This is a genomic window from Aminipila sp. (assembly GCF_032051575.1).
GTDB lineage: Bacteria > Bacillota > Clostridia > Peptostreptococcales > Anaerovoracaceae > Aminipila.
Genome location: NZ_DAMBYD010000002.1, coordinates 136,464 through 151,195 on the forward strand (window position 1 = coordinate 136,464; position 14,732 = coordinate 151,195).

Below are 14,732 nucleotides of genomic sequence, written 5' to 3' on the forward strand. Positions count from 1 at the left end.
ATGAAGGGGGAACAAGATGTTTGATATACAAGATCCAAGATATGAAAATGGTCGGCTATTAAATGAAGCTTTGTTAGAGGCATGCGAGAATGCGCTTTATGGCTCAGGTACATATGCCTTTGTCTCGGCAGATGGTATAAAACTGCTTATGAAAAATGAAACTTTTGAACAGTTTATAACACAAGGTAGCTATGAACTGATAATTGGCATGGATGAAATCACAAATACAAGAACACTAGCAGCAATCAAGATGTTTTGCGATCAGTATCCTAATTTAACCGTGAAGGCATTCATACACAATACGAAGGGTTCCACGTACCACCCAAAATATAGTTGGTTTAGATATAAAAATGGGGGGATGCTTGTATTAGGATCAGGGAATTTAACAGCAAAGGGGTTAAGGAGAAATACAGAGGCTTTTGTAACGCAGCGCGTCAATGAAGACGAAATCATTTCAATCGAAAAAAAGTGGGCAGACTGGGTGAATAGTTCTAGGGAATGCATTAAACCATTACAAGATCCAGAAGTTATTCTAAGAGCAGAGGAAAATATGAATCAGATTATTAAAAATACTAAAATAACTGACTGGAATGAAGAAAATGGGGCGTGGAAGTTTGCCTTAAACAGTGATGTGTTGATCACTGAAATAGCGGCAGGACGAGGATACAAGAAAAACAAGCATTATCAATTAGAATTTGATATACATACTGGAAATACATTTTTTGGTACGGAATTCTATCCAAAAAGAAATATTATCTTGAGGAAAGTAACGTCACAGGGATTTGTTGGGGATATAGAAACAAGGACTATCAATATAACTCCAAATAAAAAATATCAGATTGAACTTATACCACATGAAAATGAAGAAAAAATGGCCAAGGGGTTTCCTTTTGCTATTTTTGTAAAATTATCATTACGTACTTTTTTATATACAGTAATCGTTCCTGATGACAGAGGTTATAGGCAGGTAAAAAAAGAAATGGAAAGTAAGTGTAGCTTTTTAAATAATTTAATTATGTATCAGTCCAACGTAGAAGCATTAAGAGATCGGATTAGCTCGCTGGCAATTTTAGAGTACCTTAATAAATAAACCTTTATCTCACGTTGGGGACGTATTATAATAAAAAGGGACAATAGATTGCAAGGCTATTATCCTAATAAATGTCATAAATATTTTGTTGCAAAAACTATTATAAGAGGAGACTACAAATGAGAAAATCAAGTATCACTGCAATCCTTGATGCAGATATTCAAAAAGTATGGAACATAGTGACAAATAATGAAAATCATCAGTGGCGAAGTGACTTGTCTGAAATAAAAATAATAGATGATAATCATTTTGTAGAATATACAAAAGATGGATTTACTACGGAGTTTACTATTAAAGTCAAAGAACAATACAGAAAATATGAGTTTGATATGGAAAATCAAAATATGACTGGGCATTGGGTAGGCCTATTTTCAGAGACAGAAGAAGGAACTACTAAAATTGATTTTGTAGAAGAATTGTATATAAAAAATCCTCTAATGGAAATGCTATCCTATTTTGTTATGAGCATTAAAAATATACAAGAAAGATATATAGAAGATCTCAGAAATGAATTAAAAAAGTAACCAAAATTGGATAGTTATTTTATTTATAAGAATTCTGTACTATGGCATCTACTAAAAAGTAGGTGCTTATTTTATTTAATAGAAAATATGATTTAGATTTTCCTATTAAGGAGAATGCCTCTGATATAAAAAATGAAAAACAGTAATAATTTATCGATAAACGATAAAAATATATTGACAAACAAATAAAGCGTGAATATAATAATGTTAAAATAAAGCTTTATTTAGAAAGAAAAGGGAGACTATAGAAATATGTGGAATTCAAATAAATCACTACAATTGTCTTGTATTTGTACTAGATTAGTCATGGTTTCGGTAGTAGCATGCGCCATAGCACTACCGTATTTAATTGATATTTATCTATCGATTGGTCCTTATTATATTAGCGAGATAAATACAAAACCGTTTATGATTATTTTATATGTCTGCTGTATCCCGGCACTTACTGCATTATTCAGCTTAGATAGACTTTTAGTGAATATAAAAAAAGAAGAAATTTTTATTAAAAAGAACGTAGCTCATTTAAGATCCATTTCATGGTGTTGTTTTGGAGTAGCATTACTTGTGGCAATGGCAGGTTATTATTACTTCCTTTTCTATTTTGTTGCAATAGTTGCAGCTTTTATTGGATTAATTCTCCGTGTAGTTAAAAATGTCATTGATCAGGCTGTTAGTATTAAAGCTGAAAATGACTTTACTATATAGGGGGTGCAGCATGGCAATAATCGTAAATTTAGATGTGATAATGGCTAAACGAAAGATGTCAGCAGGAGAACTTTCAGAGAAAATTGGAATCACACCAGCAAACCTTTCCATATTAAAAAATAACAAAGCTAAAGCCATACGATTTTCAACACTTGAGGAAATTTGTAAGGCATTAGGATGCCAGCCAGGGGATTTATTGGAATTTGTTGAGGATTAATAACTTTGCATAACAAAGCATTGGATTAGAGAGTAGGGAGACTAAAAATGAAATACAATTTTTCAGAATCAGGGGAATTAAATTTGAACGGAAATGAAAGAGGCTATCATATTAAACAAATTGAACCCATGAGTTTTGTATCAGCAGATTTCTGGCTAGCAGCAGCACTGTTAGTTTGTGGATTTTTATATTGGAATTTCGTGCAGATATCAGATATGGGCATAGGTGTTACTGCATTTTCAGTGATTTTGTGTAACACTACCTTAATCTATTTTAAAGTTAGGGGAATTGCACAGACCAAGAAAAGCTTTATCTGGCTTGCTTTAACCATAGTTTCTTCTGTACAATTTATGCTGTTTGACGGTTACACGGTTAAATGTTTAAACTTGTTGTTTACATCAGCTTGCTTTATTTATTGGGTGACAGTCAGCACAAAGCGATGTCTGGATATCAAACTGTCCATTTATACACTATGGGATTTGATTAATCAGACCTTTATTGTTGCTTTTGCAAACATTGCATGTGGGTATTTCGGATTAAAACAGGGAATTTCAAGAAACAAGCATAGTAGAAATGCAATGTATGTTCTTGCTGGTGCTGTAATATTTTTACCATTAATGGTATTTGTGGTTGGTCAGCTTTCCCTAGCAGATGCGGCCTTTGAAGAACTTTTGGACAGAATTATGCAGTCGGTTTCATTGGATAGCATTTTAACCTATGCTATGCAGTTTGTTATTGGGATTCCTGTAGCGTGTTACCTTTTTGGACTTATTTACGGGAATACTGTAAGAAGAAACACGGATAGCATGAACAAAGAAAAAATTCTTAAATTTTCTGAAGATATTAGTTTTGCACCAAAATTAACGGTTTACACAGTAATGATAATATTTAATCTGATCTATATCATGTTTTTCGTATCGCAGGCCGCATATTTACTTTCAGCGTTTGAGAATGTACTGCCCGATACTTTTACCTACGCAGAATATGCAAGACGGGGATTCTTTGAACTGTGCAAAGTGGCTGCAGTGAATGTGATACTTATAGCATTGGCAAATATTTTTATTACGAAGAAAGACAATGGAAAAGAACCGGGTAAACAACCTAAAATGCTTAGATTACAGACTGCACTCATGTCGATTATGACTATGGGATTGATTATTACAGCCCTAAGAAAAATGTATATGTACATTCAGTCGTATGGATTAACTCAGCTTAGGGTTTACACTTCATGGTTTATGGTAATGCTATTAATAGCCTTCACTATTATATTATTAAGGCAGGTAAAGATCTTTAACGCTTCTAAAATAATGATTATTGGTGGAATCATTGGGTTTATGATACTGTCCTATGGAAATGTTGATGGAAATATTGCAAAATATAACATAGAGAATTATGAAAACGGCAGTTTGCAAAGACTGGACTACAAGGTGCTGTTTACGTTATCAGATGGTGCAGTACCACATTTATATGATTTGTATAATAAAACGGAGGATGTAAAAACTCGCAATCTGTTATATAATTATATTGCTTTCGGCAATGTGCAAGGGCAAGAAGAGGAACAGCTACAAAAGACCTTTAGGGATTTTAACCTCCAATCCAGCAGAGCAGAGAGTATAAGTGGTCTATTACAAAGCAAGGGACCTGATACAGATGATAAAGGAGAAGTGGATGTCAGATAAGTTAAAAATCGTATTCATTGGGAATAGTATTATAAATGGTTTCCCTTATGATAGAAATCAGGAATTTGTAAGTCTTTATAGAAATGCATCAGGAAATGAAGTAATAAATAAGGGCGTTAATGGTGATACCGTCCAAGGTGTAATGAGAAGATTTGCACAGGATGCTTTGGCATATAAGCCTGATATTGTTGTAATGATGATAGGTACCAACGAGTTTATATATAAGGAGTCCCTTCCCGAACAATGCATGAAGAATATAATAAATTTAGTGGAACTAGCTCAGAGCCATGGAATAGAACCCGTGCTGCTTACTCCGTTGCCAGTTGACCCTCAAATGGCTAAAAGCAGGTGGATGGTTTGTGACGATGTGGATTATGAAGTAGTTCAGGAACAGATTATGGAACTAAAGAAATTGATAAATAACTATGGACAGGAAAGTCATGTTAAAGTAATAGACACGAATTATGCATTTTCCGAATATGTAGCTTTGGTGGGAGAACAGACTGCTTATTATGATGGCATTCATCCAACCAGAGAGGGCCATAGATTTTTAGCAGAAATAGTGGGTAAATGCTTATAAATTAAGGTTTAGTGCTCTCAAAATCGAAGAAAAAAATATTTACGGTAGCATTTTTCGTGAAAGCTACCGTATTTTTTTGAAAGTGCAAATTCACTGTAGCATGCGGTTTAAAGTTGCTACAGTAATGTTTAAATAGATACGTCGATTTGCTGTACTGTTTCTGCTAATCCTGTACTTTCTTTTAAGTACAGTCCAGTGCGTCGGATTTGACCGTTTATTTGCCCCGTTTCTGTAGATTTTAGGATAAAATCTGTCTGGTTACTGCCAAGATAAATAGCACCGATATCTGCAGCTTTGAAGTCTATCAGCTTGTCTGTACCTTCCTCCGTTTTAATCCAAACTTTTAGCTTGTTATATATTTCGTCATTTTCATCAATCCAACCATTTTTATCATAATCATAAGCAGCAAGTTCTGAAAAGCCATTACCAGTTTTAGCTCCAAACAGTTCGTTTCCATTATTTATTTTTCCATCCTGATTTTTGTCTAAAGCTAGATAACCACTTCCTTTATTTAAAAAAGAAATACTGTTTTCTTTCCCGTCTGAGTCTATATCAAAGCAAAATTTTTGATCGCTCAAGCTTGTTGAATTGCTGTTTAGATTAATGACCAGTGGATCGGTCATTACAACCTGCTCCGACCACTTTAAATTTGTATACTCCATAAAATTTCTGGACATTTCTAAATCAATACCAAAGCTTAGTTGGCGACCATCCTGGGTTTTCGCAACTCCTACGGATGAAAAAGTTGTACTTTCTTCTTCAGATAAAAAGTGGGTTGCATTAACATTTCTTACCCAGGTGCCAGCAACAGGTGGAGTTTGAACGCCACCAAAACTTATGGACAAACTTTGAATTGTCATTTGTGACTGTTCGGTCAGACCGCTGTACCTATAATTACTCTCATGCTTATGTTTTAAAAGCATTCCTAACATTAGTTTTAATAAGGACAGTTGATTATCTTCCAATTCACTTGGTGAAATAGAAGGGTCTTGGGCACCGCCCGTTTTAACAGAAAGAGTTTGATTTACTACAGGAGATCCAGCCTTGATCTGTGTTTCATCGGCTAAAAGTTTTTTTGCTCCACTTACAAATTTTGTAAGATCATCTTCAGGGTTTATTTTATCCTGATTATTCTGCTTATTCTCTGGTTTCGCTTGTACCCATTTTGTATCTTCAGATTTAATTTTAGTAAATTCTATAGATTCATAGTTTCGAGCTGAGTTCATAGCGATTACGCTAGATTCAATTTTCATTTTCGTTCCTCCTTACCTATTAAAATACACACACATATTTACTATGTCGGTAGGAGTAGGAAAAATATAACAGATTGCAGGTAAGTTTTCTTAAAATCTTATTCTAGAGTCTGAAAATGAAACAGAGGAGTAGGATTACAAGAGGACTATGTTACTAACTTAACGAATAAGTGCATAATAAATGTTACGTAAACAAATCAAACGGAATGGGATTATTTCAACGCTTTTAAAGTGAGTCAAATGCACAACTTAAAATAATGGGGGATAATTTTAATGGAATGCACAAAATATATTTGAATCGCAGAAGTAACTCTTATATGGTATAATGGTAAGGCAAATGGAGGCGTAGAAATGAAAAAATATGAAACTGAGATAAGAGTTATTTATGCGGATACAGATGCTATGGGCATAGTTTATCATACAAATTATATAAAGTGGTTTGAAGCAGGAAGAAATGAATTTCTAAGACAGATAGGATACCCATACTCCAGATTAGAGAAGGAAGGCATTTGGCTCCCTGTTGCAGCGGTGACTTGCGAGTATAAATCACCAGGGAAGTATGATGATATACTTTTAATTAAATCCTGGGTAAAACAATTAGGGGCTGCTACTGTATTAATGTCGTATGAGATATTACGAAAAGAAACGGGGGAATTACTAGTGACAGGCACAACAAAGCATGGAATAACTTCACCAGAGTTAAAACCAATCAGATTAAAAAAAGTAAACCCCGCGCTGTATGAAAGACTAGCTGAAGATCTAGAAGGTTAAAATTGAAAAGCTATAAAAAAGAAGTTTTGTCGAAAAGTATCGTTAAATGTGGATTAACGATTAATAAGTAAAATCAATGGTTGTACAGACCTAATATAAACTGTAAAATAGGAATACTTAATAAAGAATTGTGAGGAATATAGATGGAAAAAGGACAAAAATGTCAATTGCAAATTGACGATATGAGCGATGAAGGACAGGGCATTGGGCGTGTAGAAGGCATGGCTGTATTTGTAAAAGGGGCTATACCTGGAGATACAGTTATTGCTGACATTACTAAAGTAAAAAAGAATTATGCTTTTGCAGTGGCGGAGGAAATAGTGGAGCCGTCAACTTATAGAATAGAAAGTGAATGCCAACATGCAGGTCAGTGTGGAGGATGTACTTATGAAGGAATGAGCTATGAGGGACAACTTAAAGTCAAAGAAAAACAGGTGTGTGAAAAGCTTACAAGATTAGGAGGCTTAGAAAATCCAAAGCTGAATCCTATTGTGGGAATGGACAATCCTTATGCATATAGAAATAAAGCCCAGATGCCAATAAGCACTGGTGGGATTATTACGCGAAAAGGTGGAGTTGTTGAAAATTTAGGCCCATGTACCATTGGTTTCTATAAAGCAAAGAGCCATGATGTAGTGAACTGTCAGGAATGTTTATTACAGACACCTCCAGCAGCAGCCATTGCTCAGGCATTGCGTAAATTTATGAAAGAGGATAACATTACAGGATATGACCCTAAGTGGGAAAAGGGCTTGATGAGACACCTAGTTGTAAAGACAGCCATGGGCACAGGTGAGGTAATGGCTATCCTTGTAATAAACGGAAAGGGTATTCCCAATAGTGCCAAGTTAGTTGAGATGATGGATGAGGCTATTAATGCGCTTCCCGCCAGAGAGGATGGCGTGGAATACAGTTTGGAAAGTATATTCGTGAATGTAAACAAGCATAAAACTTCAGAAATTATGGGAAAAGAATGTCTGAACATCGCTGGTAAACCTACAATTCTGGAACGTGTTGGTGATATGCAGTTTGAGGTTTCACCTTTAGCATTTTATCAGGTTAATCCAGTACAGATGAAGGTGCTCTATGATAAAGTGCTTGAATATGCGGACCTTAATGGAGATGAACATGTTTTGGATTTATATTGCGGTGTAGGAACTATTGGTTTATATTGTGCAAATGACATGCAAAAGAAGACTGACGGACAGGGTAAAGGCAGAGTGATTGGTATTGAATCTGTTAAGGGCGCGGTGCTAGATGCAAATAGAAATGCTGTAATAAATGGTTTGGTAAATGCACAATTCTTATGCGGAAGGGCTGAGGAAGAACTTCCAAGAGTACTCGAAGGGTATACAGATAGGGAGGGATTTGAAGTACAGGCATTCAACCCAAATGTAATCATTTTGGATCCACCAAGATCAGGATGTGCATCAGAGCTTCTAGAAGCTGTTGCAGCCGCAGTTCCAGAAAAAATCGTGTATGTGTCCTGTGATCCAGCTACACTGGCAAGAGATGTGAAAATATTGGGTGAATTGGGATATCAGTTTGTGGAAGGAACACCTGTGGACATGTTCCCGTGGACCAAGCACGTTGAGACGGTAACACTGATTACTAAGAAGTAAAACAAATGAAGTGAGCAAGATGTACGTCTCATGCAAAGAAACCCCAGTGGTGAAGTGCAGGCAGATTTTTATTAATATAGATACTAAATAAAGAAGGATGGAAAATAAAATGGGTGATAAAAGTATTAAAAAGGAAACAAAGAAACCGAAGAAATCAGATAAAAAGCCTTCAGCTACCTTAGCTTCCTCAGTGATAAGACCGGTTGTGACTCAACCTGAATTAATTAAAAAGGAGAAAAAGCATAAGTAGAGTTTCAAGACGAGATGTTGCGGTTTTGGAGTGAAAAATGGGCAAAAATCAGGCTAAAAAATGCCCGATTTTTGCCCTGATTTTTAAGGGAAAATATAGATGACATGCTTTTTTATAATAATAAAGGTAATTTTAATCTGCAATTGTGCAATGGAATGTTCGATTCTGTTTCATTGAAGCCTCTTTGTACTATCATTTCTGATAGTACATATCAAAAATGTGCATACTTGCAAAAATATCTCACTGTAATATAATAAGCACTAATCAGACTTGTCAGCATTACATCTGACAGAAAATAACATGACTGGGACATATGGATAGGGTCTTAGAAAACTTCAAGGTTCGAACTATCTACGATCCTCCTATGTTGACATGTTATTAAACACTGTGATTCACGCGAATAGACGGTAGAGTTCACAGCAGACCATTGACCTGATGGCAGAGAAACCTGATCTACGTATAACAGAGTGGCCAAGGTCGGGAATTGTTAAGTGTAAGGCTCTATCCATATGCCCCAGGCATTGGAACAATAAAAAATAAAAATGGGTAATTGCTTAAAATTTACACTTGACAAGAGGTCACTTCATAACAGGAGATATAATATCTACTTACAAGTGATTATGTTTCAGAAAAAAGAAGCTGCCAATAATGGTAGCACTGATTATTGGCGCTTCTTAATTTACTTTAATGGAATTGTTAGATAAAAAGTGCTTCCACCGCTATCGGTATCTTGAAAAGCGATTTTTCCATTCAGCATTTTTGATAATTCAACAGCTATGCTTAATCCCAACCCAAAGTTAGATTTATCTGTGCGTGATTTGTCGGCACAATAAAATCGGTCAAATATGAAAGGTCTGTCCTGTTCAGATATACCGTGACCGTGGTCAATAACATAAAGTGTGATGCTTTTCGTGGTTAAAGAAGTTTGAATTTGGATACTTGGACTATGATCGGAATGATGAATAGCGTTATCCATAAAAATATTCAAAATTTGCGTCATTCGTTCTGGATCAGAGTATAGTATAGGATAGGTGATGTTGCTAATATCTAAATCTAATGAGATGTTTTGTTTTACGCAAATTGGCTCATAGGTTTCATACAAAGAAATTAGTAAAGTATCAACATTTATTTCTTTTTTACTGATCGACCAAGTTTTGGCGTCAGAGGAAGCAAGAAACAGCATTTCATTTATAAGTTTTGACATACGCATACATTCTGTATCCATCGTAGTTACAGACTTTTGGAGTTCCATATCATAAAGGTATAATTTGCCTATTTTTTCAACATTGGCTAAAATTACAGCCAGAGGAGATTTCAGTTCGTGTGATGCAGAAGCAACAAATATTTTTTGGCTTTTCAAAACACTTTCTGTTGGTGCTAATGCTTTTTTCAACACCAAACGGCAAAGAAATATCACACATACGAGTGAAATTAACCAAACTGAAATGTAGAGAGGGACTTGTCTGCGTAGAAGTTCGGTTCCCGTTCTGGACTGGTATAGCATAACTAAATTGTATGCGTTGTTGTCTTTAGAGATAACAGTTGCAGGAACACCTAAGTAAATATCGTGATTTTGTCCCTTGATTTCGAAAGTTCCCTTCTGCTCAGTTATTGTCTGATTTGTTAAATTAACAGTACTCACTCTATTTGTTAGCTTGTTTAAGGAGCTTAGAAGAAAGTCAGTTGATGTTGGGAAGGGTAATGAACTTTGGTAGATAGTTTCGCCAGAGTTATTTTTTATTGCACAAAAAATGGAATATTCTTGTTCATAATCTTGTACCACTTCTTCAAAGTTATTTGAATTATTTTCGAGCTGATAGATAAGCAAGGTTGACATTCTTTGAAAGAATGCGCTGTCGTTTGTTTTTTCAATATTTATATGGTTGCTCAAAACGACACAAATAATAACTGAAATTATCAGTATAATTCCGAAAGTAAAAATGAAGTATAGTTTTAGGTATAGTTTATCAAGCATTCCTGTTCTCCAATTTATATCCTGCGCCATAGACAGTTTTTATTAAACAGCAACTATCCAGTTCTCTTATTCTTTTCCTAAGAAAAGATATGTAGTTATCTACATTACCCATTTCAACCTCCGAAGATGTACCCCAAATTTTCAAGACAAGGCATTCTCTGTTAAAAAGCATTTCGGGGTTTTGCATAAATACACTTAACAATTCAGCTTCTCTCGCGGTTAAAACCAAAGATTTTTTTGAAGTGGATAGAGTGCGATTTTCCTTGTCTAAAAGAAGGTCTGCGTATTCAAGTGTATCAAGGCTTTTGATTTCAGCAGGGCGTCTTGTTAATGCGCGTATTCTTGCAAGCAATTCCTCCATATGAAATGGCTTAACCAGATAATCATCAGCACCGCCGTCTAAGCCATCTATTCGATCATTCAATGCTGACATTCCTGTTGTGATAATCACAGGAATACTAATGCCTTTTTTTCGCATGGCCTGAATGATTGTCAATCCATCAATGATTGGCAGCATGCGGTCAACAATCGCTAAATCATAGGAGTAATCCATATTTAATGCGTAATACATACCTGTCTCCCCGTCATTGCAGCAGTCAACAAGGTATCCCCTGTTATCTAATTCTTTTTTTATCACACTGCAAAGATCTATATCATCTTCTAATAAAAGCAGCTTCATTACATCACATCCTTTATCCATATTTAAATTAGTATAACAAAAAATCCTCTAAAAATCTTGTAAAAATATTTGATGGTGGTATTGTATCATACAGGATTTTTAGAGAGCCTGCACTTTATAATAGTCTCATAATCAAATGAAAGGTGGAACACAAAGTATGAAAAAAAACAAATTTTTTATGGGATTGGCAGTAGCTTTATGCGTATTATCTTTTGCAGGTTGTGGAACAAGTGACAAAATATCGGATGATACAAATAATGCTTACAATATTAGCAATACTACCAATGCAAATGACTCAAATGCCCCTGTAGATGAAAGTAACGATAGCTTAGCAGATAATCAACCTGAAGGCGATGATGGAGATTCGCTGATAGACCTTTCTGCCATACAGGGCAGTGTGGTTGAATTTTCGGACGGTGCTTGCACCATTACGCCGGTAGAGACCTCTGATGACGGTGAAACGGCTGTGGCTGCTGCTCCTGGCAGTGAGAACACAGACAATAATGTTACGGTTCATTATCAGGATGACTGCATTTTCCAGATTGCTCAGATTAGCCAAGCAACAGGAAAAGCATCAATTTCAGATGCAGATATTTCTGACATAAAGAAAGAAACAAGTTTGATTCTTTATGGTGAGCGGAGTGATACCTATAACCTAAATGCCGACAGAGTAATTATTGCTCGGTATGAATAGGGGGCGAAAGCGTGGCGTTTTATGAACTTGCAATCAGATATTTAATGAGGAAGAAATCAAAAACGGTACTGTTGTTTTTGGTATTGGTTTTTATTGGGAGTATGCTTCTCAACATATCAATGATTTTGCGGGCAACAGAAAAATCAGAGGCATTGATACAGGAAAAAACAAAGGCAAAAATTATTATAGAGGTTACAAATGAAAAAGATAAAATTTCGGCAGATGAAATAAGGCAAGTTTCACTTTTGGAAGGAGTAGCTTTCATAAATCGTCAATCTAACAATTTTGCGTTTCCTGTTAGCAGTACTCCTGTTACCAACAGTGACTCTAAAGAAGAAGAAAACCTAAAAATTACAATATTTTCCTACGACGACTTGGAAAATGACAGTGCGTTTTTTGAACAGAGATATCGTCTGATTGAGGGGAGTTATATAAATAAGCATACGAAAAATGGTATTGTGATCAATTCGCTATTAGCAGAGCTAAATGGCTTAAGAGTAGGAGATACCATGGAATTGGAAACAGAGGATGGCATTTCTGTTTCGGCAAAAATTATAGGGCTTTTTATTTCTGGAAGCGAAAGAAAGCAGGAAGATACGACATTTTCTGTAAATCGTATCGAAAATCATATTTTTGTTGATAACACAACTTACTCCAAAATGTTCGAAAATAATGGTTATGTAAGAATATCGGTTTATGCAAAAAAACCAGAGGAACTTGATGATTTAGAAACAAAGTTAAGATCAATTTTTTCTGACAAAGTAGACATGACAACATCTGATACCTTGTTTCAACAGACAAAAGCACCTTTGGAGCAGATAATCAGAGTTGCTAATCTAATGTTGATATTAACTTTTGTTACAGGAACAATCGTGGTTACAATTTTATTATGTATGTGGATGCGTACACGAAAAAAAGAAGCAGCGATATATATTAGTATCGGGAAATCAAAGATAAGCATTTTGCTTCAGGTACTTTTAGAAGCATTTGGTGTTTTTGTTATTTCGGTTGCAGGTGCGTGTGGGATAGGAACAATTATGGCGAAATTCCTTAAAGGTGCACTCGTTAATACTCAAACTACAGATATGATAATGGATGTATCTCTGAAGCTATCTGATATTAGTTTACTTTTGGGGATAGGAAGTAATATTGTGTTGATAGCAGTTATTGTTTCTATTGTTCCAATACTGAAAGCAAATCCAAGAGAAACATTATCAAGAATGGAGGGATAAGACAATGAATGTTTTTCAAAGAGCAAGGCGTTCTGTTACACGAAAGCCTGTAAAAAGTATATTGCTGTTTCTGGTGGTATTTGTGATAAGTTTATTTTTGCTGTCTGGAATGGCAAGTAAGACGGCTAGTATCAATACACAAGATAAAACTAGACAAGCAATCGGAGCAGGTCTTTCGCTTGAAGCAAATGAAACAAACCGTCATAAACGAATAGAGAAAATATCAAAACAAATTGGTGAGGACAAGGAAGGAACGCTTGACGGTTTTTATCAAAAAAAGATTGATACCATTAATGGTGTGCAATGGCAGGTAGGGACAGATAATTCCTTTGAAACCTTAAAAATAGATGATATTGAAAAAATCGCTGTGGTTTCCGGAATATGTGACTATAATATCAGAACTGCTACAACTCCGGTAAATCCAGTGAATTTTTCCAGAATTGAAGATGAAGATATAGATCAAAGCACCGATATGCAAGGAGTTTGTTTAGTTGGTAATCGGGATATGCAAATGGACGCAAATGTTCTTTCTGGAAATGTGTCAGTGAAAGACGGGCGAATGGTAGGAAAAAATGATGTGGATGTCTGTGTGGTTTCTGAAGAATTAGTAGAACGCAATGGATTGCAGGTAGGAGATAAATTGCAATTTAATGATTATCACAACAGAGAAAATTCTACTGTATATGAAGCGGAAATCATTGGTATATACACAGTACAGCAGTATATGACTCCGTATATGTCAGGGGATACGTTTCGCTCTGAAAATGTAATATTTACAAACTTAAGATTTCCAGAAAAAGCAGAAGGAAGTGAAAATGAACCGTTATATGAAAAAGCCTATTTCAAGATTGAGGATGTTGATACGTATGATACGGTCAAGGAAAAGGTAAAAGAGGTAGATATTGATTGGGAAAGATATGACCTGATTGATAATAACGGGAATTATGATGCGATGTCGGCGAATTTTAACGACTTGGAACGCATTAGTGAAATTATGATAATGGTTATTGCTTTGGCAAGCTTTATTATTCTTTTCCTAGTATTTGTTTTTTGGCTAAAAAGCCGTGTTCAGGAAGTAGGGATATTTTTGGCAATAGGGATACCAAAGCTTCAAATAATAGAGCAAGTGCTATTAGAAGCTTTGATGATAGCTGTAGTTGCCGTGTCAATATCCTTTTTGATTGCTCCAACTGTGTCAAAATTGACTGCAAATTATCTGGTTGAACAGCAAGTGGCGCAGGAGAAAGAAGAAAAAGAACTAGATGCAGACAAGGTCGGGATTGATTTTCAGGAAACGGAGCAAGAGGTAACAGATATAACTGTTCATATGACGACACAGATGATGATGCTTGATGGAATCTGTATTTTGGTTTTGATAAGCCTTTCTGTTGTAATGGCTGGTACGTCAATTTTGAGAAGAAACCCGAAATACATACTAAGTGAAATGAGCTAAGGAGGAAA

The 14,732-nt window shown here is 35.4% G+C and carries 15 protein-coding genes; 12 read left to right on the forward strand and 3 right to left on the reverse strand.

Annotation, left to right across the window (positions count from 1 at the left end; all coding sequences use genetic code 11):
• Positions 1 to 16 precede the first annotated feature (16 nt).
• The 6 genes from RTW14_RS02860 to RTW14_RS02885 all read left to right on the forward strand — a co-directional run bounded on the left by RTW14_RS02860 (position 17) and on the right by RTW14_RS02885 (position 4,795).
• The gene (locus RTW14_RS02860; RefSeq protein ID WP_312648106.1) at positions 17 to 1,090 is read left to right on the forward strand and encodes a phospholipase D family protein; all 1,074 of its coding nucleotides are present in this window, start codon (positions 17 to 19) and stop codon (positions 1,088 to 1,090) included.
• A gap of 119 nt (positions 1,091 to 1,209) precedes the next feature.
• Positions 1,210 to 1,614, forward strand: a complete 405-nt coding sequence (locus RTW14_RS02865; protein WP_312648108.1) for a hypothetical protein — start codon at positions 1,210 to 1,212, stop codon at positions 1,612 to 1,614.
• Positions 1,615 to 1,866: 252 nt separating this feature from the next.
• Positions 1,867 to 2,319 (forward strand): DUF2975 domain-containing protein, encoded by a 453-nt coding sequence (locus tag RTW14_RS02870; protein ID WP_312648111.1) that lies wholly within the window; start codon positions 1,867 to 1,869, stop codon positions 2,317 to 2,319.
• 10 nt (positions 2,320 to 2,329) lie between these two features.
• Entirely contained in the window at positions 2,330 to 2,536 is a 207-nt protein-coding gene (locus RTW14_RS02875; protein WP_312648113.1) for a helix-turn-helix domain-containing protein, read from the forward strand.
• A gap of 47 nt (positions 2,537 to 2,583) precedes the next feature.
• Positions 2,584 to 4,215 (forward strand): DUF4153 domain-containing protein, encoded by a 1,632-nt coding sequence (locus RTW14_RS02880; protein ID WP_312648115.1) that lies wholly within the window; start codon positions 2,584 to 2,586, stop codon positions 4,213 to 4,215.
• Positions 4,205 to 4,795 carry a GDSL-type esterase/lipase family protein gene (locus RTW14_RS02885; RefSeq protein WP_312648117.1) on the forward strand — a complete coding sequence of 197 codons (591 nt, stop codon included), beginning with the start codon at positions 4,205 to 4,207 and terminating at the stop codon, positions 4,793 to 4,795. Before RTW14_RS02880 ends, RTW14_RS02885 begins: the two co-directional genes overlap by 11 nt.
• Positions 4,796 to 4,923: 128 nt before the next feature.
• On the opposite strand, the gene RTW14_RS02890 is transcribed toward RTW14_RS02885, so the two are convergent.
• On the reverse strand, positions 4,924 to 6,048 hold the full coding sequence (locus RTW14_RS02890) for a hypothetical protein (protein ID WP_312648118.1): 1,125 nt from the start codon (positions 6,046 to 6,048) through the stop codon (positions 4,924 to 4,926).
• Between the two features lie 351 nt (positions 6,049 to 6,399).
• Between RTW14_RS02890 and RTW14_RS02895 the strand changes: the two genes are divergently transcribed.
• The 3 genes from RTW14_RS02895 to RTW14_RS02905 all read left to right on the forward strand — a co-directional run bounded on the left by RTW14_RS02895 (position 6,400) and on the right by RTW14_RS02905 (position 8,691).
• A complete protein-coding gene (locus RTW14_RS02895; protein ID WP_312648119.1) occupies positions 6,400 to 6,819 on the forward strand; it encodes an acyl-CoA thioesterase in 420 nt (139 codons plus the stop codon).
• A 143-nt stretch (positions 6,820 to 6,962) separates the two neighbouring features.
• Entirely contained in the window at positions 6,963 to 8,441 is a 1,479-nt protein-coding gene (gene rlmD / locus RTW14_RS02900) for a 23S rRNA (uracil(1939)-C(5))-methyltransferase RlmD (protein WP_312648121.1), read from the forward strand.
• A gap of 109 nt (positions 8,442 to 8,550) precedes the next feature.
• Positions 8,551 to 8,691, forward strand: coding sequence for a hypothetical protein (locus RTW14_RS02905; protein WP_312648123.1), 141 nt, complete (start codon positions 8,551 to 8,553; stop codon positions 8,689 to 8,691).
• Between the two features lie 679 nt (positions 8,692 to 9,370).
• Here RTW14_RS02905 and RTW14_RS02910 read toward each other — a convergent pair.
• Together RTW14_RS02910 and RTW14_RS02915 are read right to left on the reverse strand one after the other, a co-directional pair.
• Positions 9,371 to 10,666, reverse strand: coding sequence for a sensor histidine kinase (locus RTW14_RS02910; protein ID WP_312648125.1), 1,296 nt, complete (start codon positions 10,664 to 10,666; stop codon positions 9,371 to 9,373).
• Positions 10,659 to 11,345, reverse strand: a complete 687-nt coding sequence (locus RTW14_RS02915) for a response regulator transcription factor (RefSeq protein WP_312648127.1) — start codon at positions 11,343 to 11,345, stop codon at positions 10,659 to 10,661. Before RTW14_RS02915 ends, RTW14_RS02910 begins: the two co-directional genes overlap by 8 nt.
• A 157-nt stretch (positions 11,346 to 11,502) precedes the next feature.
• Between RTW14_RS02915 and RTW14_RS02920 the strand changes: the two genes are divergently transcribed.
• The 3 genes from RTW14_RS02920 to RTW14_RS02930 are packed head-to-tail and all read left to right on the forward strand — an operon-like array spanning position 11,503 to position 14,724.
• Positions 11,503 to 12,039 (forward strand): hypothetical protein, encoded by a 537-nt coding sequence (locus RTW14_RS02920; RefSeq protein ID WP_312648128.1) that lies wholly within the window; start codon positions 11,503 to 11,505, stop codon positions 12,037 to 12,039.
• An 11-nt stretch (positions 12,040 to 12,050) separates the two neighbouring features.
• Positions 12,051 to 13,271, forward strand: coding sequence for an ABC transporter permease (locus RTW14_RS02925; RefSeq protein WP_312648129.1), 1,221 nt, complete (start codon positions 12,051 to 12,053; stop codon positions 13,269 to 13,271).
• Between the two features lie 4 nt (positions 13,272 to 13,275).
• A complete protein-coding gene (locus tag RTW14_RS02930) occupies positions 13,276 to 14,724 on the forward strand; it encodes an ABC transporter permease (RefSeq protein ID WP_312648130.1) in 1,449 nt (482 codons plus the stop codon).
• Positions 14,725 to 14,732 lie beyond the last annotated feature (8 nt).